Here is a 26,784-nt window from a genome sequence, read left to right as displayed (position 1 = left end):
GTAAGCCTGTCATGTCGGCGCGAGACGGTTGAGGAGGTGTCATGGCGGCGATGCTGGTGCGCGAGGCGCATCTGGTCGGTTTGGACGGCGAGGCCGAGCGGGTCGCCGATGTGCGCCTTGAGGGCGGGCTGATCGCGGAGGTCGGTCGCCGGCTGCGCTCGTACGGCGAGCCGGAGTTGGACGCCGCGGGCTGCTGGCTGATTCCGGGGCTGTGGGACGCGCACGTTCACGCCACCCAGTGGGTGCGCTCGCTGGGCTGGATCGATGTGGCGGGCTGCGCAGGCCCCGAGCAGGCCTGCGCGCGGATCGCCACGGCGCTGGCCGGCCGGCCCGACGACGGGCGCCTGATCACCGCCTTCGGTTTCCGCGCCACCGCGTGGCCGCGGGCAGGAACGGTCGCCGAACTGGACGCCGCGACGGGTGCGCGGCCCGTGGTGGTGATGTCGGGCGACGCTCATTGCGGATGGTTGAACTCGGCCGCGCTGACCAGGCTCGGCCTGCCGCCGCGGACGGGTCCGCTGACCGAGAACGACTGGTTCGCGGTCGCCGCCCAGGTGAACGCGCTGCCCGAGGCGCAACCGACCCTCGCCGAGCTTCACGCGGCGGTGGCGCGGCTGAGCGCGCGCGGCCTGGTGGGGATCGTCGACATGGAGTTCTCGGACGCCTATCTGGCCTGGCCGCGGCGGGTGAGTGACGGCGTCCGGGGGCTGCGGGTGCGCGCAAGTGTCTACCCGCACCAGCTCGACGAGGTGATCGCCCGCGGCTGGCGCACCGGCGACGCGCTCCCCGGTGGGGACGGTCTGGTGACGATGGGTCCGCTGAAGATCATCTCCGACGGTTCGCTCGGCACCCGGACGGCCTGGTGCTGCGCGCCCTACCTTGGGATGGCCGCCGATGATCCGCACCCGTGCGGCGCCGCCAACTACGACCACCCCACGCTCGCCACGCTGCTCACCCGGACGCGAGAGGCCGGGCTGGCGGTCGCCGTGCATGCGATCGGCGACCGCGCCAACCAGGTGGCCCTCGACGTGCTCGCCGAGGCCGGTGTCACGGGGTCGATCGAGCACGCGCAGCTGCTGCGCCGTGAGGATGTCGCCCGCTTCGCCGCGCTGGGCGTCACCGCGTCCGTGCAGCCCGCGCACCTGATCGACGACCGCGACATGGCCAACCGGGTCTGGGCCGACCGCACCGACCGGCTGTTCCCGGTCCGGTCGCTGCTCGATGCGGGCGCGCGGTTGGCGCTGGGTTCGGACGCCCCGGTCGCGGAACCCGATCCGTGGCTGGCGATCGCCGCCGCCGTGCACCGCAGCGGCGACGACCGTCCCGCCTGGCATCCCGAGGAATCCGTCACGCCCCGGGAGGCGCTGGCGGCGTCCGTCGATGGGCAGCGCCTCGTCCCGGGAGCACCGGGTGATCTGGTGCTGCTGGGCGCCGACCCCTTGTGGCAAGGCGATTCTGCCGCCGAGACGGCGGCATCCCTGCGGTCGATGCCGGTGCGGGCGACGATCGTGGCCGGGCGTCCCACCTATCTCGCGATGGCCGGAGGAGCCGGATGACGCTCCCCCGTTGGCTCGCCGAGTCGGAGAACCTGGCGCATGTGCATCACCGTCCCGCCCGCGCGGGGCGCACGGTGGCGTGGCCGGATTGGGTCTCCGAACCGGTGCGTGCGGCGTTCGCCGCGCGCGGTATCGAGCGGCCGTGGGCGCACCAGGTGACGGCCGCCCAGGCCGCCGTCGAGGGCCGTCATGTGGCGCTGGCGACCGGGACGGCGTCCGGCAAGTCATTGGCGTTCCTGCTGCCGGTGCTGGCCGCGGGTCTGGACGGCGTGATCGCCGATACGGCACGCGTCGAGCGAACCCGCTCGTCCGGGCTGCGGGTCGCCTCGCGTCCGACGGCTCTGTATCTCGCCCCCACGAAGGCACTCGCGCACGATCAACTCCGTTCGTGCGAGGACCTCGGTTTGGACGGCTGGCGGGTCTCGACGCTCGATGGCGACTCCGATCCGGACGAGCGGCGGTTCGCCCGGGAGTTCGCGCACTACGTGCTGACCAACCCCGACATGCTGCACCGCAGCATCCTGCCGAATCACGTCCGCTACGCGCGGCTGCTCGGCGGGCTCACCCACGTGGTGGTCGACGAGGCGCACCGCTACAAGGGACTGTTCGGCGCGCACGTGTCGGCGGTGCTGCGCCGCCTGCGCCGGCTCGCGCACCACTACGGCTCCAACCCGGCGTTCGTGTGCGCGTCCGCCACCATCGCGGCGCCGGAGACCGTCGCATCCGCGCTGATCGGCCACGACGATGTGCTGGCCGTCACCGAGGACGCCTCACCCCAACCCGCGCTCGACGTGGCCCTGCTCACACCCACGCCGAGCCTGACCGAGACCACCGCGAAGCTGCTGGCCGCGTTCGCGCGCGACGGCCAGGCACTCGCGTTCACCACCTCGCGGGTGCAGGCCGAGTTGGTCGCGATCCGCGCCAAGGAACTCTCCGACGATCCCGCGGCGATCGCCGCCTACCGCGGCGGCTACCTCGCCGACGACCGGCGCGCCATCGAGGCCGCGCTGTCGTCGGGCCGGTTGCGCGGGGTGGCGAGCACGAACGCGCTCGAATTGGGCATCGACATCGCCGGCATGGACGCCGTGGTCACCGCCGGTTTCCCCGGCACCCTGGCCGCCTTCTGGCAGCAGGTCGGACGCGCCGGCCGGGCCGGGCGCGAAGCGGTCGCGGTGCTGGCCGCCCGCGAGGATCCGCTGGACGCCTACCTGGTCGAACACCCCTCGCTGCTCTTCGAGGCCTCGCTTGAGCGGACGATCGTGCCGGTCGACAACCCGTTCGTGCTCGGGCCGCACCTGTGCGCGGCGGCGCAGGAGCGTCCGCTCACCGAGGATGATGCCCGCTGGTTCGGCCCGTCGACCGTCGAGTTGGCCGCGGCTGACCGCGCAGGGGGCGCTGCGGCGGCGTCCGCTCGGCTGGTTCTGGACCCATCCCGCTCGCGCGGTCGACTCGATCGACCTGCGCTCGTCCCAAGGCAAGGCGATCGAGGTGGTCGATGAGGCGACCGGCCGGGTGATCGGTCAGGTCGATCCGGACGCCGCCGACCGCACCCTGCACCCCGAAGCGGTCTACGTGCACCAGGGCGAGACCTGGCTGGTCGACGAACTCGACCTGGCCGACAAGGTTGCCCTCGTGCACCGCGCGAACCCCACCTACTTCACCCAGCCGCAGACCCACGCCGGGGTGCGCATCCTGACCACCGAGCGCTCGCGCCCGCTCGGCCTCGGCACGGTGCACGTCGGCGCGGTCGAGTTGTCGGGCCAGGTGGTCGGCTATCTGCGCCGGGACGCCGAATCGGGCGAGGTGTGGGATTCGACGCCGCTCGACTTCCCCGAACGCTTCATGGCGACCCGCGCCACCTGGTGGACCGTGCCGGACGAGGCGATCGGCGCCCTCGATCTGGACCTGATCGACCTTCCCGGGGCGATCCACGCCGCCGAGCACACCGCGATCGGCCTGCTGCCCGCATTCGTCCCCTGCGACCGCTGGGACATCGGCGGACTCGCCAGCCCACTGCACCCCGACACCGGCCTGACCACCGTGTTCGTACACGACGGCCTGCAGGGTGGCTCGGGGATCGCCGATCGCGCCTTCGATGTCGCCGAACGCTGGTGGACCGCCACGCTCGACCGGCTACGCACCTGTCCTTGCGAGGACGGCTGCCCCGCCTGCGTCGTGTCACCGAAATGCGGCAACGGAAACCAGCCCCTCGACAAGCCCGGTGCCGCCACGGTGCTGACCGCGTTGGTCGAGCCCCCCGTCGAGCGGGGTGCCGTCGCATGAGCCGCCCCTCCTCGCCAGGACCAAGCCACGGCGAACACCCTCGCGCTGACGAGGGTCGCGGCCGGCGCCCGCCCAGCGGCCACCCGGGCGCTGGTGGCCACCCAGGCCCGCGGCGTCCGGTGCACCCACAGGTGCGGGACGCGACGCCGCGTTGGGTGATCGCGACCTCGGCGGGACTGGCGTGGCTCGGCGCGGCGACGACGGCCGTGCTGTTCGCCCTCGTTGGCACGGCAATCGACTCGCGCACCGCAGCGCCGGGAACGCTCGCTCTTCTGATCGGTGCCGCGGCCGTCTCGGCGATCTGCGCGGCGGCCGGGGCGTGGTTCACCGAATGGGCCGATTCCCAGACCGAGCGCCGGCTGCGCCGGGCCGTGGTGAGCCGGGTCTTCGACGCGGGCGTGTTGGCGGTCTCGGGGCGCTCGGGCGCACTGTTGTCGCTGGCGACGGACGCCGTGGAGCGCGCCGCGCACTATCGCGCGGGCTTCCTCGGCCCCATCGTCGGCGCGCTCACCACGCCGTTCCTGGTTCTGATCGTGATGGCCGTCACGACGGACGCGGTGACGGCCGGGTGTCTGGCGCTGCTCGTGCTGCTGGTTCCGGTGCTGATCGGTGGCTTCCAGCGGGTGGTGCGCCCGATCGGCGCGGCCTATCGCCGCACGCAGGGCCGGTTGACCGCCGCGTTCCTGGAGGCGATCCAAGCCCTGGAGACCCTCGTGTACGCGCGCGCCGCCACCCGGACGGCCGCCGACCTGGCCCGCCGCGGCGAGGAGCACCGGCGCGGCCTGATGCGCGTCCTGGCCGGAAACCAGTTGCTGATCTTCGTCGTGGACGCCGCCTTCTCGCTCACCGTCGTGGTCGCGGCGGCGGCGATCGCGGCCACCCGCATTGCCGCGGGAGACCTCACCCTCGGCCAGGGCTTGGCGATCCTGCTGATGACCACCTTGGTGATCGGCCCGGTCGACGTGGTCGGCCAGTTCTTCTATATCGGCATCTCGGGACGCGCCGCCCAGCGCCAGATCGGTGACCACCTCGGGGACGCCTCAGTGCTGCCCGGGCGTCCGAGGCAGCACGCCATCACGGCGGACGAACACCTCGCCGCTGACCAGAGCGCCCGCGCGCGAACCACCCATCGAACAGCGACCGACACCCGGTTGCCGGGCAACACCGGCGCCGAGTCCCCTCGTTCTGCGGGTGTACCCAGTGTCGCCGGCACCGATGCCGCATCGCCTGGTGCCGAAACCGAGCCCCTCCCCCCGCTCGAATCGAGTATTCGGGGAGGCATCGCTCTGGATCACGTCACCGCGGGCTGGCCCGGCGGCCCCGATGTCGTCCACGACTTCTCTCTCCAGGTGGAACCCGGCGAACGGGTGGCTCTGGTCGGTCCGAGCGGCGTCGGCAAGTCCACCGTTTCAGCACTCATCCAGGCACATCTGACCCCGCGGGCAGGCGCGGTCATCGTCGGCGGACTGGACACCTCTCAAGCACCGGGCGGCGCCGTCCGCGCTCAGTTGGCGGTCGTCGAGCAACGTGCGTTCCTGTTCTTGGGCAGCATCGCCGACAACCTGCGCCTGGCCAGCCCGGACGCCTCCGACGCGCGACTGTGGGAAGCACTCGACATCGCCGGACTGCGCGCCGAGGTCGAGGCGATGCGCGACCAACTGGAGACGCAGGTCGGCGAGCAGGGCGCGTTACTGTCCGGCGGACAGGCTCAGCGGCTGGCGATCGCCCGCGCCTGGCTACGCGACGCCCCGATCCTGCTGCTCGATGAGCCCACCTCACAGGTCGACCTGGCCGGCGAAGCCGCCTTGCTCGCCGCGCTCGACCGTCTCGCCGAGGGCCGGACGGTGCTGATGATCGCGCACCGCCCCGGCGCGATCCTGGCCGCCGACCGCGTCATCACGATGGCGCCGGACAAGGGGATGCCGCGATGAACCGATTCGATCTGGCGCGCTGGCTTGTGCATCACACTCGCCGGCTCCTGCCGCCCTTGGCCCTGTCGGCGCTGGCCCGGATCGCCAACCAACTCCTGGGCATCGCCCTGCTCGTGGTGGCGGCGTCGGTGCTGGTCGCCGCCGCGTCCGGCACCCCGCCCGCGCTCCCGGCGCTGATCGCAACCCTGGCCGGGATCGCCCTGGCGAAGGCTTTCCTGCGCTACGCCGAGCACTACGCCGGACACTGGGTGGCGTTCACCGCCCTGCAGCGGCTGCGCGAGTTGTTCTTCGAGCGCTTGGTTCCGCAGGCACCGGCCGCGACATCCGGCCGGGCGGGCGCGGAGCTGACCGCCCGGGCGACCCGCGACATCGACCGGATCGAGGTGTTCTTCGCGCACACCTTCCCGCCCGCCATCTCGGCGGTCGCGGTGCCCGCGATCGCGCTCGCCTGGCTGGCGTCGGCAGCCGATCCGCGACTGGCCGGGGCGATCGCCCCGTTCGTCGCCACCGCAATCGCCGTGGTTCCGCTGGTCGCCTCCCGCGGAACCTGGGCCGCGGCCCATGCTGTGGCGGGCGCCCGCGGCGCGCTCTCGGCGCATCTGGGCGACGACATTCAGGGCGTCCGTGAGGTGCTCGCCTTCGCCGCGGGCGATGCTCGCCTCACGACGTTGGATGCCGCCGACCGGCGCCTGGCCGCCGCGCGCGGACACGTCGGTCGCGGTCTGGCGATCCGGGCCTGCGCGACCACGCTGCTTCAGGCGGGAGCTCTGACGGCCCCCGTCCTGGTGGGCCTGGCGGCTGGCGTCCCCACCGGTGACATTGCCCTCGCGGTCGCGGTCGCGATCGGACTCGCCGGCCCGGCCCGAGGCATCGACGACTTCGTCACCGGACTCGACGCCGCCTTCGCCGCCACCGCCCGCGTCCGCCGCATCATCGACGCGCCCCCGGCCGTCCGCGATTCCCCCGCCGTCGAAGCCATCCGCCCGGCACCGATAGGCCCACCCACTCCACCGGAGGCGGGCGTCCGGATCAATGACGTCACCCTCACCTACCCCGGCGCCGCGCGGCCCGCCCTGCGCGGGGTGAACGCAGCCATCGCCCCCGGCACCTGGACCTACGTGGTGGGCGTGTCAGGCAGCGGCAAGTCCACGCTGGCGACGTTGCTCCTACGCGGACGCGACCCGGAGAAGGGCTGTTTGTCGTTGAACGGCGTCGACCTGCGCGACCTGCGTCTCGACGATCTGCGCGGTCACGTCGCCCTGGTCACCCAGCGCCCGACGCTGCTCAGCGGCACGATCGCCGACAACCTGCGCTTGGCCAACCCGGACGCCGACGACGCCGCCCTCGCCGAGGCGCTGCACACCGCCGACCTCGACGGCTGGGTGGCATCCCTGCCGCAAGGACTCGACACCCCCACGCGCGAACGAGGAACCTCGGTGTCGGGCGGACAACTTCAGCGGCTCGCGCTCGCCCGAGCCCTCGTCGCCCAGCCCCGGATTCTGGTACTCGACGAGGCCCTCAGCCAGTTGGACGCCGCCGGCGCCGCACTCGTCCGCGAGCGGCTGCGTGCCCTGCTCGGCCCGCTGACCGTCATCGAGATCACCCATCGCGCCGACCTGATTCCCGACGACGCCCCGGTCCTCGTGCTCGACGACGCCCGCCTCGTCGAAACCGGACGCGCAGGCGACCTCCGCGCCGCGGGTGAAGCCTTCGCCCGCCTTGAAGCGAGGGTGTGACGACTCAACGACGCCATATCTCGGCGCAGCTCTCCATGTCAGGGTGCCCGCGAAAGACAGACCGCCCGGACAAGCTCTGACCAGGACCGGCCTACGCGCAGCACCATAGGCGCAACTGGCGGATTCGCGGAGGTCGTGCTTCCCCGCTGCAAGACGCTCAGGATGAGCGCTCGATGGCCCTCTTGATCGCCGCCAACGTGGCGGGGATGCCCGCGCGTGCAGCGGCCTCACGATCGGCGATCTGGGCCGCGGCCTCATCGCCGAACCTCTCCTCGAAGACGGCGAGCCCAGCAGGCAGGAACTCCCATGCCTCGGTGAGCAGGGTGCCGTCGCCGGACTCCTGCATCGTGCAGGCCCAGAGCACGAATCCCGGTCCGACGCTCCAGCCGAAAGCCCGCCCTTCGTCAGCGACCGTGACCTGGCTGCGCGTCTGCCATTCCCGCCCCGAGTCGACGTTGCGTCCCGTGAACATGGCACCAACGCGCGGACCGTCCCCCTCGTCCCACCAGCATTCCCGGCACACCGGCGACCACTCGCCGATGCGTGTCACATCCGAGACAGCGGCATAGACGGCCGCGGGCGCGGCATCGATATGGATGGATTCGGAGTAGGTGAGAGATTCGCTCGTCGGCATCTACCCACGGTAGCCATCTCATCCGCAACTCGCCGATTCGCGAGAATCGTGGGCACCAGATCCGCGCGGACGGGGTGGCTCGGATCTTGCGATGACTGGTTCATTCCGGCGACCCCGTCAACATGCCGGCGTTCGCGTGGGCGTCCAACGGCACCCGCCAGGCTGCAAACCTGAGTTCTGTGCGCACGGCCACCGTGACCACGTACTCCACCTCGTCTCCCGCGACCCGGCACGACGTCACCTCTGCCCCGTTGAGTCGAGCCGAAGCGGACGCCGCCGCGCACGCGCCGTCTTCGGCGAAGGTACCTGCCTCGCCAACCGGGTCTGGCGTGGACGCCACCTCCCCACCAGCACCAGCACCAGCACCAGCACCAGCACCAGCACCAGCACCAGCACCAGCACCAGCGAAGGTATGCCCGGCGAGGACCGACGCACCCGCGAGCGCCGCCAGGTCAGCCGCTCCTCGCGTCCGTTCACCGCCAGCCCTGAACACCCCCGCGAGCACGAGCACACCAGTCAGGGCCGCAATGACCATCGCCACCACCGACGCCATCAACAACGCCGAACCTCGATCACTGTGGGTCATCGTTCCTCCAAGACGCGTGCTTGTGCCTCCAGTGGCCAGGTGAACGTGCCCAGCTTGGCCGTCCAGCGCACCCTCACCACTGCGGCGCCGCCCTCACGCGCCGACGTGACCACAGCCCCGGCGGGCGCATCCTCGCTCGCTCGTGCGGCCGCCCGTTCGTCCCCGCGGGACAGTTGCCGTGCCACCTCGTTGGCGGTGACCTGGCACTGACCGAAGACAAACAGGGCGCCCGCCACCACGATGGCCAGGCCCGCGGCGAGCGCCAGGAACAGCGCGGCGAAGCCGGTCTCCACGGTCACCATCCCCCGCTCGCCGCGAGCCCGCGTCATCACGGCTTCCCGAAGACCGCCCAGGACGGCAGCTCGAACGACGACTTCACCGAGTCCAGGAGAGCAGTCACCAACCCCTGCACCAGCGTGCCGAACCACCCGCCGTTGATGGCGACGATCATCACACCGATGATCACGATGATCAGCACGACGCCCATCGCGTACTCGATGGCCACCATGCCGCGCTCGTCACGCCGCCGCACCGGGCGAGCCGGGTGCGTCTGAATCTTGTCCAACATGAGGTTGTCCTCTCGTGTCTCGCACCGCCCGCTGCGATGCACCCGGACTGTCGGCGCCACGACGCACTTCAGCGCACCCAAATCCGCGTGCTGTGGGCAACCCCCGGAGCTACTCCTCAGCTGTGGACGACTCCGAGGTCAGAGCGCACCGCAGCTTGCAGTAGCCCCCGCGGTGCGCAGGCCGCGCTGTGGACGGCCCTGGACTCAGCGCGCACCACATCCCGGAGTGCCGGAATCGTCACACAAATCCCGCCGTGATCAGCCGAGGCGGGCGATTTGTGTGACGATTCCGGCACTCCGGGCGAAGCAGGACACAGCATCAGCCGAACGCGAAGAGTCGGCGAACTCGATCACGGCGGCTCGACCGCCATCGATCCTCAGCCCATCAGCCCGGCAGCGAACGCACCGAACAGCGGAACAATGCCGATCAGCAGGAACGCGGGCAGGAAACACATCATCAGCGGCACGACGCTGCGCACTCCGGCCGTCCGGGCCCGGGCGATAGCCGCGGCGGCGCTGCGGTCGCGGGCTTCGCGGGCATGTTGTCGCAGCAACTCGGCGAGTCCGATGCCGGTGCGCACCGAGCGTGCGAGATCACGGCCGATGTCTGCGTAGCCGGGGGTGTCCTTCAGTGTCGACCAGGCTTGGGCCTCGTCCAGCCCGAGGTCGATGCGTTGCAGGACGGCCTGCCACACCTCGGCGGCGGGCGAGGGAACCACGCTCGCGACGAGCCGGGCCGCGACCCGCGGCGGACGCCCGGCCTCCAGGCAGACCGCCATCAACTCGCAGACCTGGGGCACCAAGTCGCGCAACGCCTTCTCGCGCTCGCGATCGGCCCGCGCCAAGATCCGCCGGCGGACCGGGGCAGCGAGAGCACGCCATACCGCGGCCACACCGCCCCGATCGCGGCGCGGGCGCACCCGGGCCAGCCCCGCCGCGGGTACCAGCAGCCACACGGCCAGCGCCGCAGACGCGGCCGCCATGACCGCCGCCATCGACGACCACCATGCGGCGGACTTCCACGACGCGGCGAACGCCGCCTCCCACAGCACCACCCCGCTCACCGGTCACCCCCGGCTCGCGCGGCGATGGTCTCGACCCAGGCCACGCCGCCGCAGGCGAGCAGCACGCCTAGGTTCAGGCACAGCCAGCCGAGGACGCCTCCGGTCAGGAAGGCGAGCGGGTCACCGCCCATCAGGAACGACAATCCCAGACCCACCAGCGGCAGGCAGGCGAGCATGCGCCCGGCCAGTCTCGCGGCGGCGAGTTCTGCCTCGACGACGCGCGCGACCTCCTGCTCAGAAGCGAGCCGGGCCGCGGCGGCGTCCAGCGCAGGCGCGAGCGAGGCGCCGGTACGAACGGACAGTTCCCAAGCCGCAGCGAGGTCCGCCAGTCCTTCCTCACCCGGCAGCACGGCGGCATGGCGCAACGCGGCGGCCGCTTCGCCGCCCGCGGCGACCTCGGCGGCGGCGCGCGCCAGCACGGACGCATCCTCGGCGGCCTCCCGGAGCGCCTCGCTCGGCACTCGCCCCACCCGCAACAGCCCGGCAATCGATTCACCGGCCCGCACCACCTCGGCACGCCGGCGCACCCGCGCACGAGATCCGGCGCGAGAACGGACCAGCCATACCGCGCAGGCCGCCAGTTGGGCCAGGGCGAGCGCCACCGCCCCAGCACCAGGTCCGGCCAGGATCCCCGCGCCGATCACCGCGGTCCCCGCCACAACTCCACCCCCCAACAACCAGCGACGAGCACCCGCCGACGCCGCGGATCGCGTTCGCCGACGCCGCCGACCGGCCCCCTGTCCACCGGAAGCCCGCGCCGTCGCCGCGGCACCCTCCTCACCCGATGCCAGTCGGGTCATCGCGGCCGCGCCGGAGGGCAGCAGCCACCACACCGCCGACGCCGCGCACAGCGCCGCGACCAGCGCGATCACGACAACCACCTCGCCAGCGCCGACATACCAGGACCCTCCGCGACTCGCCCCTCCACCGTCCAGCTGAGCGCAGGCACCGCCCGCAACAGCCCGTCGGCGTCCGGCTCGAGCGCGGCGACCTGCTCAACCCAGCGACGCCCGGTCGCATCGCGCCGCACCTGCACGCAGGCGTCCAGCCCCGCGGACGCCTGCGCGTGCAACGCGGCGCGGTCGAGGCCACCCAGCGCGCCGAGGGCCTCCAGGCGGGCCGGCACGGATGCGGTGCTGTTGGCGTGCACCGTGCCGCAGCCGCCCTCGTGACCGGTGTTCAGCGCCGCCAGCAGGTCGGCGAGTTCGGCGCCGCGCACCTCGCCGACGACCAGCCGGTCCGGGCGCATCCGCAGCGCATTGCGCACCAGGTCGGCCATCGTGACCGAGCCGGCGCGCTCCGCGTTCGCGGTGCGCCCTTCCAGGTGCACGACATGGGGATGCGCGGGATTCAGCTCGCGGCTGTCCTCGACGATCACCAGGCGTTCGGTGGGCGCGACCTCGCCGAGCAACGAGGCCAACAATGTGGTCTTGCCCGACCCGGTGCCGCCCGACACCAGCAGCGCCGCACGCCCGGCCACCAGCCCGCGCAGCACCCGGGCACCATCGGGCGTGAGCGATCCGCGGGCCACCCATTCGTCCAAGGTGAACCGGCGCCGTGCCGGCACCCGCAGCGACAGGCAGGTCCGCTCGGCGATGCAGGCCAGCACCGCATGCACGCGCGTGCCGTCGGGCAACCGGGCGTCCACGAACGGAGCGGCATCATCCAGCCGCCGCCCGACCATGGCGGCCAAACGCACCGCCAACCGCCGGACTTCCTCTTCACCGTCGAACCGGACGTCCGCGCGCTCCAGTCCCCCGCCGCGATCGACCCACACTTCGTCGGGCCCGTTCACCAGCACGTCGGTCACCCCCGGCTCGGCGAGCAGGTGATCCAGCCGCCCCGCGCCCCGGGACGACCGCCGTAGCGCGTCCATCGTGTCCCGCACCGCGGAATCGCTGACCACCTGGCCCAGCCAGGCCAGCGCATCGGCGACAGCCGTCGGAGTCACCGCGACCCCCTGCGCCGCCAGGCGCGTCCGTACCTCGTCGAGATCAGCGGACATCGCCGGCCTCCGTCCAGACCCGCTCCCAGAGCTTGCCCACCGCACGCGCCCAACGGGTGCGGTGACTGGGCAGCTCACCTGCCTCAGCATTCGCCGCCAGACCGCGCTCGTCCGGCACGGAGCCCCACAAGGGCAGCCGCAGCGCCTCCGCGACGAGATCCGCCGGCGTGGCACCCCTCGCCCGCCGCGCGGCCACGCCCGCCGGCCCGGATCCCAACCGCTCCCGGACCACCGCAGCGGCGGCGAGCCCACGCACATGCCCGGCGCCCATCAAGACCGTCGCGTCGGCGGCCAGCACGATCGGCGCCACTGCCGGCGACCACACCCGGCCGGCGTCCACGATGAGCGCATCGTGGTGCCGGGCCAGCGCTCCCAGCACGGCATGAAGGGCCTCCGCACGTAGTGCGCACGCCTCACGCCCGAGCGACACCAGCGTCACCCCGTCGACGACGGGCAGCACGCCGCGAAGGTCCGCCACCTCGCCCCGGGCGCTCAGCAGCCGCGGCCAGCGCCAGCCCGGCGTGCGTTCGGCCCCGAGCAGCAGGTCAAGGCCGCCGCCGGACTCGTCCGCATCGATCAGCGCGCACCGCAGGCCCGACCGCGCGGCCGCCAGCGCGAGCCCGGCCGCGAGCGTCGACGCCCCGACACCGCCCGAGCCGCCGACCACGGCGATGGTGCGGGCACCGGCGCCCACCTCGGGTGCCAGCACCTGCGACAGCCACGAGACGCCCTGCGGCAGTGGGATCACCTCGGCGCCGAGCGGGAGCGACCACGCACCCAGATGCGCCGGCTCCTCGCCGACCAGGTACACCCGCGGTCGCCGCCGCGGAGCCACGGACGCCAGCGCGGCAGCCTGGTCGCCGCCCACCAGGACCGCCCGCGCCGTCGCCCATCGGGCCAAGGCCGCATCCGGGGTATCGACCACCCACACCGGGACACCCAGCGCTGCCGCCGTGGACTCGACCACGTCGCGTATCGCCTGTTCCGATGTCAGCACCACTATGTCCTCGCCATGCTCCATGCGACGACGTTCGGCACCCCGGCGGTCAATCGTGCACCGAGTTCGCCCCTTGTGGACAACGCGCACCGGCCGTCCACAGTGCCCGCCGGGGCTGGGCCGGACGAACAGGAGGGCCTTGTCTCGCTACCATCGGCGCATGTCCGCCTCCAGCCAGCCGGCTTTTCCGCAGACCGCCCTCCAGTGGCTCCTCACGCCACCGGACGGCGCGATCCCCGCTGCGCCCCGGCTCCTCGCGTTCGGCAGGAGCGCCGCGCCCCTGGTCGGCGCGCTGGACGAGTCCGTGCGCGTCGTGGCCTGCGACACCAGCCGGGCGGGCGTCCGCACGCTGCTCAACCGGTTCCGGCGGGCCCTGCCCGTCGTGGCTCAGGCGGCCCATCTTCCGTTCGCGCCGAAGTCGTTCGACGTTGTCGCCGTGCATCAGTCGCTGCATGCACTCCCGGAGGACTCGCTGGCCTCGATCGCTCGCGTTCTCACTCCCACGGGGCATCTCGCGGTCAGCTATATCGTGCGCGACGACTCCGTCCCGTGGGTGCGGCGCCTGGGCGCGCTCCTGCGCGATGTCGATCCGGAGGCCATGGCGGGCGCCTACGGCACCGAGAGCGTCGAGCGCCTCTCCCACAGCCCCTTCTTCACCGACGTGGTGGAACGCCGCCACCGCCTCTGGGTGCCGATCAGCCGGGTCAACCTGCTCGACATGGTGGCACGCCGGTTCCCCGATCTCGAGAGCGACCGGCTCGGCCAGCTGATGGCCTCGGTCGGCAACCTCTACGAGTCATCGGCCCGCGTGCCCGAACCGCTGCTGCTTCCGTACCAGGTCTCGTCCTGGAAGGCCGTCGTGAATCACGCCGCGGTGTCCTCCACGCTGGCGGACGCCGATCCCGGACTTCCTATCCGACTGTGACCGCCGCCGTCCCGTATGTCCGCCATCGCCGCTAGCATGGCGAACGAGCCAACCGAGGAGAACCATGGCAGAGCCACAGATCGCTGACGTCATCAACGACATCACCGCCGACGTCAAAACCATCGTTCGCGGCGAGATCGAGTTGGCCAAGGCCGAGTTGGTCCCGCAGGTCAAGCGCCTGGGCATCGGCGTCGGCTTCTTCGCCGTCGCCGCGTTCGCCGCGATCATCGCGGGGCTGCTGCTGTTCATCTGCGGTGGCCTGGCGTTCAGCGCCCTGTACATCAATGCGGTTCCGGTCGTGTGGGCGTTCACGCTCGGCTTCCTGACCATGGCCGTGGTGTTGCTGATCATCGCCGGCGTCTTCGTGCTCATCGGCAAGGGCCGCATGAAGGTGAGCGCGCCTGAGGCGACCATCGGCGAGGCCAACCTCACCGCGGCGGCGGTCACCGCCGCCATCGCCCAGGGGCAGGCGGACGTGCGCGCGGTCGTCGCCGGCACCCGCCCCGGGCGCCCGTAGACCCCGGAGCGGGCCGAGCGATCAGCCGGTGGCGAGGCGGTAGACCCGCGCCTCCCACGGCTGGAGCGTCTGCACATCGGTGCCGGCCGAACCGGACGACAGGATCAACCGGGCGTCTTCGAGGCTGGGCAGCTCACCGACCGGCACCGAGGCCAGGTACGAGCTCATATTCGCCAGCACCAGCAGCACCTCGTCGCCCCACGAACGGGTGAACGCCCACAGCGTGTCGTCGTCGGGTAGCAGCAGCTGGAAGGCCCCGGTGCGCACGACCTCCAGTTCGTGACGCAGCGCGATCAACTTGCGGTAGTGCTCGAAAATGCTGTCGGCGGCCGCGCGGTCGGCGACCACGTTGATCGTCTCGTGCCCTGCGCCCAACGGAAGCCACGGCGTGCCCGTGGTGAACCCGCCGTGGGGCGAACCGTCCCACGGCATCGGCGTCCGTGCGTTGTCGCGCCCCATCCGCCCGAGCGCGTCCAGCAGCTGTTCCGACGGCACCCCGGCCGCCAGCAGCTGGCGGTACATGCCGTGCGCCTCGATGTCGGCGTACTGCTCGATGGTGGTGAATCCGGCATTGGTGACGCCGATCTCCTGCCCCTGGTACACGTACGGCGTGCCCTGATGCAGGTGGAGCACGGTCGCGAGGGCCTTCGCGGAGGCGACCCGGTGCTCGGGTGAGTCGTCGCCGAACCGGCTCACCGAGCGCGGCTGGTCGTGGTTCTCGAAGTAGAGGGAGTTCCAGCCATCCTCGGCGAGCGCACGCTGCCAGTGGGCGAGGTTCTGCTTCAGCTCCGACAGCCGCACCGGGTTGGGGGTGAGCTTGCCGGTGCGCTGGTCGAGCTGCACGTGCTCGAAGGTGAACACCATGCCGAGGCGGTGGTGATGCCGGCTGGTGTAGGCGCGGGCGTGGTCGGCCGTGCACGACACCATCTCGCCGACCGTGAACAGCTGCCGCTCGTCGATGCCCACCTCGGCGTTCATCTCTTCGAGGAACTCGACCAGGCGCGGGCCGTTCGCGACGCGTTCGATCTCGAAGGAGTACGGCTCCCCCGGCCCCTGACGGCCGTCGGTGAGCGGGTAGTTCTTGCTGATCAGGTTGATGACGTCCATCCGGAACCCGTCCACACCGCGGTCGACCCACCACCGCATCATCGCGTAGACCGCCTGGCGAACCTCAGGGTTCTCCCAGTTCAGGTCGGGCTGCTTGCGGCTGAACAGGTGCAGGTAGTACTCGCCGGACGCCTCGTCGTACTGCCACGCGGAGCCGCCGAAGAAGGACCCCCAGTTGGTCGGCTCCGCCCCCGGTGTGCCCGGCTCGAAGCCGTCGCGGGCCGGACGCCACAGGTACCAGTCACGTTTGGCCGACCCGGGCTGCTTCGCCTCGACGAACCACGGGTGCTCGTCGGAGGTGTGATTGACCACCAGGTCCATCACCAGCTTCATGCCGCGCTCGTGCACGGCGGCGACGAGTGCGTCGAAGTCCTCCAGCGTGCCGAACATGGGATCGATCGCCTGATAGTCGGCGATGTCGTAGCCGTTGTCGTCCTGCGGTGAGACGTAGATCGGCGAGAGCCACACCACGTCGACGCCGAGATCGGACAGATGGTCGAGCCTGCTCAGAATGCCGCGAAGGTCGCCGACTCCGTCGGCGTCACTGTCGGCGAACGACCGCGGATAGACCTGATACACGACCGCCTGGGACCACCAGGGAATCTGAGACGACTGCATGGCTTCATTGTCCCGCACGGCACCGACAAAAACACACACGCCGCCGGTGGCTAGCGCGCCGCCACGCCCCTATTGCCCGGTGTCGAGCCCGGCCCGGTGCAGGAACCGCTCGGGCACGAGCGCGACGCGGTGGGCATCCCAGGGTTCGGCCCACCCGGCCACCTCGAGCAGGCCGTCGATGAGGTGCCCGGTGAACCCCCAGATGAACAGGTCCGCCACCACGAACGCGGGCCCGCGGTAGCCCATCGGCAGCCGCCAGGTGACCCGGTTCGCGGGGTCGATCAGATCGCCCACCCGGATCCGGTGCACGGCGGCGACCTCGACCTGGTCCACCACCTCCAGCGGATGCGGTTCGCGCCACCAGCCGATCACCGGCGTGACGTGATAGCCGGTGACGGCCACGCGCGCGGGCGGCAGCACGCCGAGCAGGTCGACGCTCGCCGGGTCGATCCCGACCTCCTCGCGCGCTTCCCGCAGCGCGGCCTCCTCGCTGGACGCGTCACCGGGCTCCACGCCGCCGCCCGGGAAGGCGCACTGCCCGGCGTGCTTGCGCAGATGCTTCGACTTCTCGATGATCACCAGCTCGAAGTCGGCGGGGACCGCGTCGGGTGAGGGGGCGGCGAACAGGATCAGCACGGCGGCGGCACGGCCGGTGCGGGAGGCGCGTCCGCGGACGACGCGGGCGCCCGAGCCGGGTTCGGCCAGGCGCGCCTCCAGTTCCGCCAAGGCGGCCGGACACCGCATCAGACCTCCACCCCCAGGTAGGTGCGCACATGGCCGGCCAACTGGTCGGCTGACTCCACCACCCCGACGACGCGGTACTGGATGCGGCCCTCGGCGTCCACGAGCAGCGTCACCGGGATGCCGCTCACCCGCAGCGGACCGGCCGTCTGTCTCAGCGGATCGGTGAGGTGCGGGTAGTCCCAGCCTGAGGATTGCGCGAACTCCAGCGCCAGCGCCGGTTCGGGGTCGTTGTAGTCGATGCCCAGCATCAGCACCTCGCCCTCGGCGCGCTCGGCGAACTCGCGCAGGTGCGGCGCCTCCAGCCGGCAGGGACCGCACCACTGCGCCCAGGCGTTGATCACCATCGGCGTCCCCCGCAGTGCGGCGAGGTTGACCTGGCGTTCGCTGCCCAGGCAACCGAGGACAAGATCGGGCAGCCCACCGCCCACCGGCGTCGCGGACGCCGAGGTTTCCGGGCAGTCCGCGATCCCGGCCGCCTCGCGTTGGGCGACCAGCGCCGGGTCGACCGGACGCGGCGGCAGCGGCTCAGGTGGCACCGGGCGCGCCGCGCAGCCGGCCAGCAGCACCGAGGCCAGCACGACGGACGCCGCCACGCCACGACACCGCCTCATCGCCGCGGCTCCCGCACCATCCCGGCCGCCACCTCGGGATCGGTGGGGCCCTCGCCGTAACTCGGGCACAGGCCCGCGAGCGTGCACGCACCGCAGGCCGGACGCCGCGCGTGGCAGCGGCGGCGTCCGTGCCAGATCACCCGATGGCACAGCATCACCCAGTCGGAGGGATCGAACAGCGCCCCCACCGACTTCTCGACCACGTTCGGGTTGGCCGACGACACCCAGCCGAACCGGTTCGACAACCGGATGAAGTGCGTATCGGGCGTGATCCCGGGCACCCCGAACGCGTCGCCCAGCACCACGTTGGCCGTCTTGCGGCCCACCCCGGGCAGGGTGACCAGGTCCTCCAGCGTGCCCGGCACCTGCCCGTCGAACCGTTCGGCGAGCGCGACGCCGATGCCGACCAGGTGCGCCGCCTTGGCGCGGAAGAACCCGGTCGGGCGGATGATCTCCTCGACGTCGGCGAGTGAGGCGGACGCGTACGCCGCGGCGTCCGGATAACGCGCGAAGAGCGCGGGCGTCACCCCATTGACCCGCCGGTCGGTCGACTGCGCCGACAGGACGGTCGCCACCAGCAACTCCAACGGCGTGGAGAAATCGAGTTCGCAGTGCGCGTCCGGGTACAGCTCGGCAAGGGCGGCGTTCACCGCCTGCGGCTGACGCACGGCTCTAGCGGGCGCCGACCGGCTCGACGACCAGCTCGATCTCGACCGGGGCATCCAACGGCAGCACCGGGACGCCGACCGCGCTGCGCACATGCTGACCCGCATCGCCGAACACGTCGACGAACAGCTGGCTGGCACCGTTGGCCACCTGCGGCTGTCCGGTGAAGTCAGGAGTGCTGGCCACGAACACGGTCGCCTTCACGATGCGGGCGATCGCATCCAGCCCACCGGCGACGGACGCCGCAGCGGCCAGTGCGTTGAGGCCGGCGATCCGGGCGGCGTCCACGGCCACCTCGATGCTCACCTCGGCCCCCACCTTGCCGCGCGCGACCAGCTCACCGGAGACGGTGGGAAGCTGGCCGGAGGTCATCACCTGCCCACCGGAGGCGGTGGCCGGCACGTAGGCGGCGACGGGGGCCGCGACCGGGGGAAGCTCCAGGCCGAGCGCCGCGAGCCGTTCGCTCGGCGTCGTCACCACTTGTCTTCCTGAATGGGGCGCTTGAAGTAGGCCACCACGTTCTGAGGATTGGGGCCTGGCACGATGGAGACCAACTCCCAGCCGTCGATGCCCCAGGAATCGAGGATCTGCTTCGTCGCATGCACCAGCACGGGTGCGGTGGCGTACTCCCACTTCGTCATGGGATCAGCCTAGATCACGCGGCGCACGCGTGAGAGTGAGGTCACTTTCCCTTGGGCTTTCCGCACAGCACCGACTGCCATGAGGAGATGTCGGTGCGCTGACGCAGCAACTGACGGCGCTCGCGCTCGGTCATGCCACCCCACACGCCCCATTCGATGCGGTTGTCCAGCGCTTCGGCCAGGCACTGCGAACGGACCGCACACGCCATGCATACGGCACGAGCACGCTTCTGGTCGGCACCGTGCGGAAACAGCTTGTCCTGCATCCCGCGGCACTTCGCCTGAAGCGTCCAATCCTCCGTGTCGACAAACGTCATTGCACAACCTCTCCGTCGTGCGGGTGATACTCTCACCGGCGTAACGTTATGGTAAACATCCCCGCGTTCCTTGCCAAGCGTGCGTTGCCTGGCAGCGCCCTCACAAGGGGTGACGGTCCAGCCGGCGACCCTTCGACTCGGCTTGACGGCCTGCGTCACGTAGTCTTGGCCCGTGCGTGCACCAAACATGGGCCGGAGGCTGTACTCGGCCGTGATGTTCGTCCTCGTCAGCGTGGTCGGCGGCGTCCTCGTCGCCGGTCTCGTCGTGCCGGCGGCGAGCGTCGGAGCCGAGCTGGCCAAGGCCGGCGCCATCGCCGTCCAGGCGTTGCCGCGAGAGGTCGAGACACCGCCGCCCGCCGAGGGGTCGACGGTGCTGATGGCCGACGGTTCGGTGCTCACCTCTTTCTTCAATGAGAACCGCGTCAACGTGCCGCTGTCGGAGATCTCCGAGGTGATGCGCCAGGCGCAGATCTCGGTGGAGGACCAGCGCTTCTACGATCACGGCGCCCTCGATCTGCGCGGCACGCTGCGCGCGCTGGTGCGCACTTCCTCGGGCAACAAGCAGGGCGGCTCGACGCTCACCCAGCAGTACGTGAAACTCGCTCTCGTCGACAAGGCCGTCGCCGACAACGACAAGGAAGCCCTCGCCGCCGCACGCGAGCGCACCTTCAGCCGCAAGCTGCTCGAGTTGCGCTACGCGATCGCGCTCGAAGACCGGCTGTCGAAGGACGAGATCCTCGAGCGCTACCTCAACCTCGCCTACTACGGCGCCGGCGCCTATGGCGTCGAGGCGGCGGCGCGCCGCTACTTCGGCATCAGCGCCTCCGAGCTGAACCTCGCCCAGTCCGCGATGCTCGCCGGCCTGGTGCGCAACCCGGTCACCACCGACCCGATCCGCTACGAAAAACTCGCCATCGAGCGCCGCAACAACGTCCTCGACGTGATGGCCGGCCAGGGAGTCATCACCGCCGAGCAGGCCAAGGAAGCAAAGGCCGAAGAGTTCGATCGCAGCAAGATCACCGAGGTGCAGAACGGTTGCGTCTCCAGCGAGTTCCCACACCTGTGCTCGGTCGTCGAGAAGACCCTGCTGCAGATGCCCAGCCTCGGCGGCGGCACCACCAGCGCCGAGCAGGAGACCGCGCGGCGCATGCTCAAGCGCGGCGGCCTGGTCATCCAGACCGAGATCGACCCGCGCACCCAGCGGGCGGCCCAGGACGCCGTGTCCAACTACGTCTACCCGACCGACCCGGTCATCGGCGTCATCGCCATGATCGAGCCCGGCACCGGCCTGATCAAGGCGATCGCGCAGAGCCGTCCCGAGATCGGCAAGGCACCCGGCCAGACCTACTGGACCTACGCGATGGAGAAGAACCTCGGCGGCGCCGAGGGCTACTTCGGCGGGTCGACCTACAAGCTGTTCACCATCGCGGCCGCCGTCGCCAAGGGCTTCCCGCCCGGGCGCAGTTACGAGTCCCCGCGCGTGCGCGACTGGGGCGGCGAGCGCTTCTCGACCTGCGAGGGCAGCATCCGCGCCGAGAAGGGCTGGGATGTGCGCGGCGTCGGCGGCACCTTCGACCTCTATTCAGGCACCAAGAACTCGGTGAACAACTTCTTCGTCGCCCTCGAGCAGGACGTCGGCCTGTGCGACGTCACCCGGATGGCCCGCACGCTGGGACTGAACATCGCGCCACAGCGGGCAAATATCAGCACCGACGAATCCTGGCGGCTCGCGCAGAACCCCGCGTTCACCCTGGGCACCGAGAACTCGTCCCCGATCTCGCTGGCCAACGCCTACGCCACCATCGCCGCGCGCGGCATGCGTTGCGACCCGATCATCCTGAAGTCGGTGACCGGCAAGGACGGCCGCGAGTACGAGGTGCCCAACGCCAACTGCCAGCAGGTGATCCCACAAGAGGTCGCCGACCGCGTCACCGACATCTTCCGCGGCCCCTTCAACGGCGGCACCGCCACGGCAGCGAACATTCCCGGCTACTCGATCGCGGGCAAGACCGGCACCGACACCAACGCCCCCACCATCTGGACGGTGGGCTTCACCCCTCAGCTGGCCACCGCCGCGATGCTCACCGTCGACAAGAAAGCCGATCGCTATCTGCGCGGTCAGCGTTCTATTGAGGGCGCACCGATCCGCGGCGGCAAAGCTCGCCTGGCCGGTAGCTCCGGACGCGAGGCCGGCGGCGGCCTGTGGAAGCCGGCCATGGCCGTCGCCCTGCAGGGCCTGCCCAAGGGCCAGTTCGTCAAGCCGAAGGCCTACAAGCCCGAAGTGGTGGATCTGCCCTCCTGCTCGAGCCTCAACGACTGCCGCCAGAAGCTGCGCGACGCCGGCTTCGGCACGGCGGTGACGCGGGTCACGAACTCCGCCCCCGCGGGCCGCTTCCTCGGCATCAGCCCGAAGGGACGCGCGCCGCAGTACAGCACGATCAAGCTGCTCGTCTCTGCCGGGCCGGCGCCCAAGCCGAGCGCGAAGCCCAGCACTGAGCCGAATCCTAATCCGAACCCGAGCACGGCCCCAGCGCCGCCGAACGAGGAGGGCTGATGCTTCGCCGTCTCGGCGCCGCCACCGTGGCGCTCGCGGGAGCCTGCTTCGCGTACGGCGTCCTCATCGAACGCACCGCATTCCAGGTGCGCCGGTTCACCGTCCCGGTGCTTCCGCCCGGTGCCCTGCCGGTCAAGGTGCTGCACATCTCCGACGCGCACCTGCTGCCCCGCCAGGGCCGCAAGCGTGACTTCATGCGCGGCCTCGCCGGTCTGGAGCCGGATCTCGTGGTCAACACCGGCGACAATGTGTCCTCGGCGGACGCCCTCGCCCCCCTGGTCGAATCGCTCGGACGGCTGCGCGAGGTGCCGGGCGTGTTCGTGTTCGGATCCAACGACCACAAGGCGCCGCGCTTCAAAGTGCCGACCCGCTATCTGTTCGGCAACTCCGGCAGTTCCGGCGAGTCCGGTAAGAAGAGCGGACGCCGCAGCACCCGGCTGCCGACCGCGGAGCTACAGGCCTCCCTGGAAAGGCTCGGCTGGGTCTACCTCGAAGAGAGGTCGGCCGAGATGACGGTGCGCGGCACCACGTTCCGCTTTCGCGGCACGTCCGATGCTCATGACCACCTCGATGACTACGCGAAGGTCGTCGGCCCGGCGTCCGGCGACGCGGTCGAGGTGGGCGTGACACACGCACCCTACCTGCGCGTGCTGGACGCAATGACCGCCGACGGCCTGGACCTGATCTTCGCCGGGCACACCCACGGCGGCCAGGTCTGCGTGCCCGGCCACGGCGCGCTCACCACGAACTCCGATCTACCGGCCCGTCACGCCAAGGGCCTGTTCACCCACACCAGCGGCGGGCACACCGCGTCGGTGCACGTCTCGGCAGGCTTCGGCATGTCGCCGTTCGCGCCCTACCGGTTCGCCTGCCCACCCGAGGTGAGCCTGCTCACCCTCGTCCCGCGTCCGGAGTAGCCCGCCGATGTGAGATTCAGCGCCGAGTGGGTTATGATCTACTTCGGCTCAAGGGCCGATCGGGGTGTGGCGCAGCTTGGTAGCGCGCATCGTTCGGGACGATGAGGTCGCAGGTTCAAATCCTGTCACCCCGACCAGCGGAACCGCTCTGGTGAGGACATCAATCCAAACCAGAGCGGTTTTTCTTTGTCTTGCGGCAGCGCCCCTCGCCCACACCGCCAAGCCGGCTGACGGAGCCTACGCTCCGTCTCCACGCTTCCCCAACTCGGTCGCGCGCACGTTGCAACCCACGCTCGATGACAACTTCCCACGTGCGAGCACGGAGCGTCCGCTCCGCCGATCATCGAAGGCGGGTCCGTTAGTTGGTGTCCTATCTCATCGGGATTTAAGCACCTGGCACCTTGAAGAGCGTCAGCCTGGGCGCTCCGGTGTAGATACCGTCATGGGCGAATAACGGCAGGCCTTTCGCAATAGCGCAGGCCGCATTCCAGCGGTCGGCGTTGTGTGGCCTGTCGTACAGGGGATGACCGGCAGTCCTACAGTCGGCGCGGAATCGGGCGTAGGCGTCGATCACCGATGCGTCTGCACCGATTGTTGGCGTTGTATCGAGCAAGTCACGGAGTTCGGCGACCCGCCGCCCTCCCCAACGGTCGATGAAAGCCCCCGCAAGGATCTCTGCACGGGTCTGGAACGTAATGAACACCCGGACGCCTTCGAGCGCTCGCCTCCACTCGGCTACCGGCAGACCCCGCTTAGCCGCCCGGTCAGGCGTGACGTACACCGATCCGAAGATGTCAGTGTCGACCAGGACGGCAGTCATGTCTGGCACTACAGGCCCAATGCGTCAAGGAAGGCGTCAGCCTCATCATCGGTCAGTCCCTGAATGCCCCCGAACCTCGGCCCGGGCGCGCCCGCGACGATCTCCTCCAGGGACGCTGAGGCAGGAACCCCAAGCCCGACGCCGGGTGGCAGCGAGGGGGCAGGCTCGATCACGGCATCGTGAATCTGTGCGAGATGCCCCTTGGCATCGCGTTCGGCCGCGCCGACCACCGTGACATAGCTTCCGAGCAACCGACCAAGTCCGACGTCATTCACGACGTTCGGCAAGGCGACTCTGTTTCCGATGTCGTCGGTGACCTGGAGCCGATGGGTGTCGAGGTTCACCGCACGGAGACGCCCCACGAAGGTGACCACCGCAGTGGTCTGCTCGGCCCCTGCGGCTTTCCATGTCTCTTTGTGAGTCTGGGCTGTTCTGAACGTTCTTCGAACTTGTCCGCCAGCCTTGAACTCCACGGTCGGCGCTGCGGCCTCCAATGCCCCGCGAAGGCTGCCAGCAGCGATCGCCAGCGTATCTGTCACCCACGCCGGACGCTCGTCGACGGCGATCGATTCGACGATTGCCTGGAACTTCTCGTCGAAAGCGCGTTCCTCGGTTACTTCCAGCGGCAGAGCGTTCTCGTCGACCCCGGCGCGGCGCACGAGAACAGTGGTGCTGCCCGGCGCAAGTCCGATGCTGAGCCTCGCCACCCGCTGCGTCCGTTTCGAGGGACGCCCGACAGCCTGGGCGTCCGTCTCGGCCCGGCTGATCTTGGTGGCAACTTCCTTGAGGCTCTGCACGATCGCGATGAGCTGATCAGCCTCAAGCTCGCCCTCGGGAGCATCGCCGTCAATGAGACGAAATTCGAACTGTGTAGCCATCAGGATCACCTCCGCCGCTCGTCATGCGCCGTCCTGGAGCTATCCAGCGTAGCGGCGGCGTCCGACACCGGTCGCGCTGTCAGGGTAGCGCGACCGGACGGCTCAGGCGAGGCGTCCGTTGGCGAGCGTCAGGGTGCGGTCGGCGATGCGGGACGCTTCGGCGTGGTCGTGGGTGACGTAGACGGACGCCATCCCGGCGGTCCTCATCGCCACGGCCAGGGTGTCGGCGAGGCGGGCGCGGGGGCCTTCCTCCAGCGACGACAAGGGCTCGTCCAACAACAGCAGGCGAGGCCGTGGGGCGTAGGCGCGGGCGAGCAGCACGCGCTGGATCTCGGCGTTGGTGAGGTCCGCCACCGGGCGCGGCCCGGCGCCAGGCAGGCCGAACAACTCCAAAGCCTCCGCGACGCGGACGGCTTTCTCGCGTCCCATCCGGGGCAGGCCGTAGCCGACGTTGGCCGCCACATCCAGGCGCGGGAACAACTGCGCTCCTTGGGCGACCAGCCCGAACCCGCGCCGGTTCACCTTCACCGCGAGGGCATCCTGCCCGTCCCACAACACCCGGCCGGACGAGAGTTTCTGCAGCCCGGCGATCGCGCGCAGCAGGGTGGTCTTGCCCGAACCGGAGGCTCCGGTCAGCGCGACGACCTCACCGGGTGCGACGGTGAGGCAGACGTGATCCAGCGCGACCAGGACGCCGTAGCGCACCACGGCGTCCTGCACGGCCAAGCCGGACACGAGAGACGCAGGCTTCAGCGGCCGGTGCCCGCGTAGACGACCGCCTGGCCGTCGGCGTCCAGGCCGAACGCGGTGTGCACCGCACGGACGGCCTTGTCGACGTCGGCGTGGTCGACGAGCACCGAGATCCGGATCTCGGAGGTGGAGATCATCTCGATGTTGATGCCCGCCCCGGCGATGGCGCGGAACACGGTCGCCGAGACGCCCGGGTGCGAGCGCATGCCGACGCCGATCACCGACACCTTGCCGATCTCGTCGTTGTAGAGGACGTCGCGGAAGCCGATCGACTCCTGCGCCGAGCGCAGCGCCGCGATCGCCTTCTCGCCGTCGGCCTGCGGCAGCGTGAACGAGATGGCGGTGGTGCCGGAGTCCACCGACACGTTCTGCACGATCATGTCGATGTTGATGCCGGCGTTGGCCACGGTGGTGAAGACCTCGGCGGCCGCGCCCACCCGGTCCGGCACGCCGACGACGGTGATCTTGGCCTCGGACCGGTCGTGCGCGATGCCGGTGATGATGGGGTTCTCCACGGAATCCTCCTCGTCGATGTGCTTGACCCAGGTGCCTGGCTTGTTCGAGAACGACGAGCGGACGTGCACGGGCACGTTCTCGCGGCGCGCGTACTCCACGCAGCGCAAATGCAGGATCTTGGCGCCGTTGGCTGCCATCTCCAGCATCTCGTCGTAGCTGATCTCCGGAATGCGCTGGGCGCCCGGAACGATGCGCGGGTCGGCGGTGAACACGCCGTCCACGTCGGAGTAGATCTCGCAGAAGCCCGCACCGAGCGCGGCGGCCAGCGCCACCGCGGTGGTGTCGGACGCCCCACGGCCCAGCGTGGTCACGTCCTTGGTGGTCTGCGACACGCCCTGGAAGCCGGCCACGATGACGATGTCGCCGTCGTCGAGAGCCGACACGATCCGGCCGGGCGTGATGTCGATGATGCGGGCGTCGCCGTGCTTCTCGGTGGTGATCACACCCGCCTGCGAGCCCGTGAAGGAGCGCGCGGTGTAGCCGAGGTCGTTGATCGCCATCGCCAGCAGGGCGGCGCTCATCCGCTCGCCGGCGGTGAGCAGCATGTCGAGTTCGCGCGCCCGCGGCTTGGGGCTAACCTCGGCGGCCAGGTCGAGCAGTTCGTCGGTGGTGTCACCCATCGCCGAGACGATGACGACCACCTCGTTGCCCTGTTCCTGGGTGTCGACGATGCGCTGGGCCACCCGCTTGATGCTGGCGGCGTCCGCCACCGATGAACCACCGAACTTCTGCACAACGCGCACGCGCGACTCCCTTCCCTGACAAACCTTGTTCACTCTGCCATGCCCGCGCACCTTCGCACATCCCATCTCGCATAGCGCAGGGGCCTTCGAGACGGTAGCA

Annotated in this window: 26 protein-coding genes, 1 tRNA gene and 1 pseudogene; 9 read left to right on the top strand and 19 right to left on the bottom strand. The window is 70.7% G+C overall.

Features of this window, described 5'->3' with window-relative positions:
• The first annotated feature begins 41 nt into the window (after positions 1-41).
• The 4 genes and pseudogenes from QM708_RS09940 (at position 42) to QM708_RS09925 (ending at position 7,506) form a co-directional block, all read left to right on the top strand.
• Positions 42-1,556: an amidohydrolase gene (locus QM708_RS09940; RefSeq protein ID WP_415107562.1), complete on the top strand. Its 1,515-nt coding sequence runs from the start codon at positions 42-44 to the stop codon at positions 1,554-1,556.
• A pseudogene (locus QM708_RS09935) lies at positions 1,553-3,839 on the top strand (DEAD/DEAH box helicase). Before QM708_RS09940 ends, QM708_RS09935 begins: the two are co-directional and overlap by 4 nt.
• 155 nt (positions 3,840-3,994) lie before the next feature.
• Positions 3,995-5,770, top strand: coding sequence for an ATP-binding cassette domain-containing protein (locus tag QM708_RS09930; protein WP_415107559.1), 1,776 nt, complete (start codon positions 3,995-3,997; stop codon positions 5,768-5,770).
• Entirely contained in the window at positions 5,767-7,506 is a 1,740-nt protein-coding gene (locus tag QM708_RS09925; protein ID WP_415107556.1) for an ABC transporter ATP-binding protein, read from the top strand. The genes QM708_RS09930 and QM708_RS09925 overlap by 4 nt, the downstream gene beginning before the upstream one ends.
• Positions 7,507-7,663: 157 nt before the next feature.
• Here QM708_RS09925 and QM708_RS09920 read toward each other — a convergent pair whose 3' ends face one another.
• The 8 genes from QM708_RS09920 to ssd form a co-directional block, all read right to left on the bottom strand.
• Entirely contained in the window at positions 7,664-8,140 is a 477-nt protein-coding gene (locus tag QM708_RS09920; protein ID WP_415107553.1) for an SRPBCC family protein, read from the bottom strand.
• Between the two features lie 237 nt (positions 8,141-8,377).
• Positions 8,378-8,617: a hypothetical protein gene (locus QM708_RS09915; protein ID WP_415107550.1), complete on the bottom strand. Its 240-nt coding sequence runs from the start codon at positions 8,615-8,617 to the stop codon at positions 8,378-8,380.
• A 105-nt stretch (positions 8,618-8,722) separates the two neighbouring features.
• Positions 8,723-9,055 carry a hypothetical protein gene (locus QM708_RS09910; RefSeq protein WP_415107547.1) on the bottom strand — a complete coding sequence of 111 codons (333 nt, stop codon included), beginning with the start codon at positions 9,053-9,055 and terminating at the stop codon, positions 8,723-8,725.
• Positions 9,055-9,294, bottom strand: coding sequence for a hypothetical protein (locus tag QM708_RS09905; RefSeq protein WP_415107544.1), 240 nt, complete (start codon positions 9,292-9,294; stop codon positions 9,055-9,057). Before QM708_RS09905 ends, QM708_RS09910 begins: the two co-directional genes overlap by 1 nt.
• Positions 9,295-9,671: 377 nt before the next feature.
• Positions 9,672-10,358, bottom strand: coding sequence for a type II secretion system F family protein (locus tag QM708_RS09900; RefSeq protein ID WP_415107541.1), 687 nt, complete (start codon positions 10,356-10,358; stop codon positions 9,672-9,674).
• Positions 10,355-11,230 (bottom strand): type II secretion system F family protein, encoded by an 876-nt coding sequence (locus tag QM708_RS09895; protein WP_415107538.1) that lies wholly within the window; start codon positions 11,228-11,230, stop codon positions 10,355-10,357. The genes QM708_RS09900 and QM708_RS09895 overlap by 4 nt, the downstream gene beginning before the upstream one ends.
• Positions 11,227-12,363, bottom strand: a complete 1,137-nt coding sequence (locus tag QM708_RS09890) for a TadA family conjugal transfer-associated ATPase (RefSeq protein ID WP_415107535.1) — start codon at positions 12,361-12,363, stop codon at positions 11,227-11,229. The genes QM708_RS09895 and QM708_RS09890 overlap by 4 nt, the downstream gene beginning before the upstream one ends.
• Positions 12,353-13,360: a septum site-determining protein Ssd gene (gene ssd / locus QM708_RS09885; RefSeq protein WP_415107534.1), complete on the bottom strand. Its 1,008-nt coding sequence runs from the start codon at positions 13,358-13,360 to the stop codon at positions 12,353-12,355. The genes QM708_RS09890 and ssd overlap by 11 nt, the downstream gene beginning before the upstream one ends.
• A 160-nt stretch (positions 13,361-13,520) precedes the next feature.
• On the opposite strand from ssd, the gene QM708_RS09880 reads away from it, so the two are divergent.
• Complete coding sequence (locus QM708_RS09880; protein ID WP_415107532.1) at positions 13,521-14,285, top strand: class I SAM-dependent methyltransferase; 765 nt, start codon at positions 13,521-13,523, stop codon at positions 14,283-14,285.
• Positions 14,286-14,349: 64 nt separating this feature from the next.
• Positions 14,350-14,802: a phage holin family protein gene (locus QM708_RS09875; protein WP_415107530.1), complete on the top strand. Its 453-nt coding sequence runs from the start codon at positions 14,350-14,352 to the stop codon at positions 14,800-14,802.
• 21 nt (positions 14,803-14,823) lie between these two features.
• Here QM708_RS09875 and QM708_RS09870 read toward each other — a convergent pair whose 3' ends face one another.
• From QM708_RS09870 to QM708_RS09840, 7 genes are all read right to left on the bottom strand, one after another.
• Positions 14,824-16,527 carry an alpha-glucosidase gene (locus QM708_RS09870; protein WP_415107528.1) on the bottom strand — a complete coding sequence of 568 codons (1,704 nt, stop codon included), beginning with the start codon at positions 16,525-16,527 and terminating at the stop codon, positions 14,824-14,826.
• A gap of 69 nt (positions 16,528-16,596) precedes the next feature.
• Positions 16,597-17,271, bottom strand: a complete 675-nt coding sequence (locus QM708_RS09865; protein WP_415107526.1) for an NUDIX hydrolase — start codon at positions 17,269-17,271, stop codon at positions 16,597-16,599.
• The gene (locus QM708_RS09860; protein WP_415107524.1) at positions 17,271-17,882 is read right to left on the bottom strand and encodes a TlpA family protein disulfide reductase; all 612 of its coding nucleotides are present in this window, start codon (positions 17,880-17,882) and stop codon (positions 17,271-17,273) included. Before QM708_RS09860 ends, QM708_RS09865 begins: the two co-directional genes overlap by 1 nt.
• Positions 17,879-18,604, bottom strand: coding sequence for an endonuclease III (gene nth, locus QM708_RS09855; RefSeq protein ID WP_415107522.1), 726 nt, complete (start codon positions 18,602-18,604; stop codon positions 17,879-17,881). The genes QM708_RS09860 and nth overlap by 4 nt, the downstream gene beginning before the upstream one ends.
• Positions 18,555-19,025 carry a RidA family protein gene (locus tag QM708_RS09850; protein ID WP_415107520.1) on the bottom strand — a complete coding sequence of 157 codons (471 nt, stop codon included), beginning with the start codon at positions 19,023-19,025 and terminating at the stop codon, positions 18,555-18,557. The genes nth and QM708_RS09850 overlap by 50 nt, the downstream gene beginning before the upstream one ends.
• Positions 19,022-19,189, bottom strand: coding sequence for a hypothetical protein (locus tag QM708_RS09845; RefSeq protein WP_415107519.1), 168 nt, complete (start codon positions 19,187-19,189; stop codon positions 19,022-19,024). The genes QM708_RS09850 and QM708_RS09845 overlap by 4 nt, the downstream gene beginning before the upstream one ends.
• Positions 19,190-19,230: 41 nt before the next feature.
• Positions 19,231-19,506 (bottom strand): WhiB family transcriptional regulator, encoded by a 276-nt coding sequence (locus tag QM708_RS09840; RefSeq protein WP_415107512.1) that lies wholly within the window; start codon positions 19,504-19,506, stop codon positions 19,231-19,233.
• Between the two features lie 172 nt (positions 19,507-19,678).
• Between QM708_RS09840 and QM708_RS09835 the strand changes: the two genes are divergently transcribed.
• The 3 genes from QM708_RS09835 (at position 19,679) to QM708_RS09825 (ending at position 23,114) form a co-directional block, all read left to right on the top strand.
• Positions 19,679-22,060, top strand: coding sequence for a transglycosylase domain-containing protein (locus tag QM708_RS09835; protein WP_415107509.1), 2,382 nt, complete (start codon positions 19,679-19,681; stop codon positions 22,058-22,060).
• Entirely contained in the window at positions 22,060-22,977 is a 918-nt protein-coding gene (locus tag QM708_RS09830) for a metallophosphoesterase (RefSeq protein ID WP_415107506.1), read from the top strand. Before QM708_RS09835 ends, QM708_RS09830 begins: the two co-directional genes overlap by 1 nt.
• A 60-nt stretch (positions 22,978-23,037) precedes the next feature.
• A tRNA-Pro gene (locus QM708_RS09825) sits at positions 23,038-23,114 on the top strand.
• Between the two features lie 248 nt (positions 23,115-23,362).
• On the opposite strand, the gene QM708_RS09820 is transcribed toward QM708_RS09825, so the two are convergent.
• The 4 genes from QM708_RS09820 to QM708_RS09805 all read right to left on the bottom strand — a co-directional run bounded on the left by QM708_RS09820 (position 23,363) and on the right by QM708_RS09805 (position 26,684).
• Positions 23,363-23,797, bottom strand: a complete 435-nt coding sequence (locus QM708_RS09820; RefSeq protein ID WP_415107503.1) for a hypothetical protein — start codon at positions 23,795-23,797, stop codon at positions 23,363-23,365.
• 8 nt (positions 23,798-23,805) lie between these two features.
• Positions 23,806-24,675 carry a hypothetical protein gene (locus tag QM708_RS09815; RefSeq protein WP_415107500.1) on the bottom strand — a complete coding sequence of 290 codons (870 nt, stop codon included), beginning with the start codon at positions 24,673-24,675 and terminating at the stop codon, positions 23,806-23,808.
• Between the two features lie 102 nt (positions 24,676-24,777).
• Positions 24,778-25,410 (bottom strand): ABC transporter ATP-binding protein, encoded by a 633-nt coding sequence (locus QM708_RS09810; protein ID WP_415107497.1) that lies wholly within the window; start codon positions 25,408-25,410, stop codon positions 24,778-24,780.
• A gap of 14 nt (positions 25,411-25,424) precedes the next feature.
• On the bottom strand, positions 25,425-26,684 hold the full coding sequence (locus QM708_RS09805; RefSeq protein ID WP_415107495.1) for an aspartate kinase: 1,260 nt from the start codon (positions 26,682-26,684) through the stop codon (positions 25,425-25,427).
• Between the last annotated feature and the right edge of the window lie 100 nt (positions 26,685-26,784).

Origin of the sequence: Propioniciclava sp. (assembly GCF_047602245.1) — a bacterium.
Classification (GTDB): domain Bacteria; phylum Actinomycetota; class Actinomycetes; order Propionibacteriales; family Propionibacteriaceae; genus Propioniciclava.
Note: the sequence above shows the minus strand (reverse complement) of the source record. Positions and strands in the feature narration are given on the sequence as shown.

Bases quoted from the DNA above. Each gene is read 5' to 3' on its own strand.
- QM708_RS09890 (WP_415107535.1), bottom strand. From the start codon at position 12,363: ATGTCCGCTGATCTCGACGAGGTACGGACGCGCCTGGCGGCGCAGGGG.
- QM708_RS09840 (WP_415107512.1), bottom strand. From the start codon at position 19,506: ATGACGTTTGTCGACACGGAGGATTGGACGCTTCAGGCGAAGTGCCGC.
- QM708_RS09910 (WP_415107547.1), bottom strand. From the start codon at position 9,055: ATGACGCGGGCTCGCGGCGAGCGGGGGATGGTGACCGTGGAGACCGGC.
- QM708_RS09940 (WP_415107562.1), top strand. From the start codon at position 42: ATGGCGGCGATGCTGGTGCGCGAGGCGCATCTGGTCGGTTTGGACGGC.
- QM708_RS09870 (WP_415107528.1), bottom strand. From the start codon at position 16,527: ATGCAGTCGTCTCAGATTCCCTGGTGGTCCCAGGCGGTCGTGTATCAG.
- QM708_RS09820 (WP_415107503.1), bottom strand. From the start codon at position 23,797: ATGACTGCCGTCCTGGTCGACACTGACATCTTCGGATCGGTGTACGTC.
- QM708_RS09860 (WP_415107524.1), bottom strand. From the start codon at position 17,882: ATGAGGCGGTGTCGTGGCGTGGCGGCGTCCGTCGTGCTGGCCTCGGTG.
- nth (WP_415107522.1), bottom strand. From the start codon at position 18,604: ATGCCCCGGTCGAGATCGAGCTGGTCGTCGAGCCGGTCGGCGCCCGCT.
- QM708_RS09875 (WP_415107530.1), top strand. From the start codon at position 14,350: ATGGCAGAGCCACAGATCGCTGACGTCATCAACGACATCACCGCCGAC.
- QM708_RS09920 (WP_415107553.1), bottom strand. From the start codon at position 8,140: ATGCCGACGAGCGAATCTCTCACCTACTCCGAATCCATCCATATCGAT.
- QM708_RS09830 (WP_415107506.1), top strand. From the start codon at position 22,060: ATGCTTCGCCGTCTCGGCGCCGCCACCGTGGCGCTCGCGGGAGCCTGC.
- QM708_RS09815 (WP_415107500.1), bottom strand. From the start codon at position 24,675: ATGGCTACACAGTTCGAATTTCGTCTCATTGACGGCGATGCTCCCGAG.
- QM708_RS09905 (WP_415107544.1), bottom strand. From the start codon at position 9,294: ATGTTGGACAAGATTCAGACGCACCCGGCTCGCCCGGTGCGGCGGCGT.
- QM708_RS09925 (WP_415107556.1), top strand. From the start codon at position 5,767: ATGAACCGATTCGATCTGGCGCGCTGGCTTGTGCATCACACTCGCCGG.
- QM708_RS09845 (WP_415107519.1), bottom strand. From the start codon at position 19,189: ATGACGAAGTGGGAGTACGCCACCGCACCCGTGCTGGTGCATGCGACG.
- QM708_RS09865 (WP_415107526.1), bottom strand. From the start codon at position 17,271: ATGCGGTGTCCGGCCGCCTTGGCGGAACTGGAGGCGCGCCTGGCCGAA.
- QM708_RS09880 (WP_415107532.1), top strand. From the start codon at position 13,521: ATGTCCGCCTCCAGCCAGCCGGCTTTTCCGCAGACCGCCCTCCAGTGG.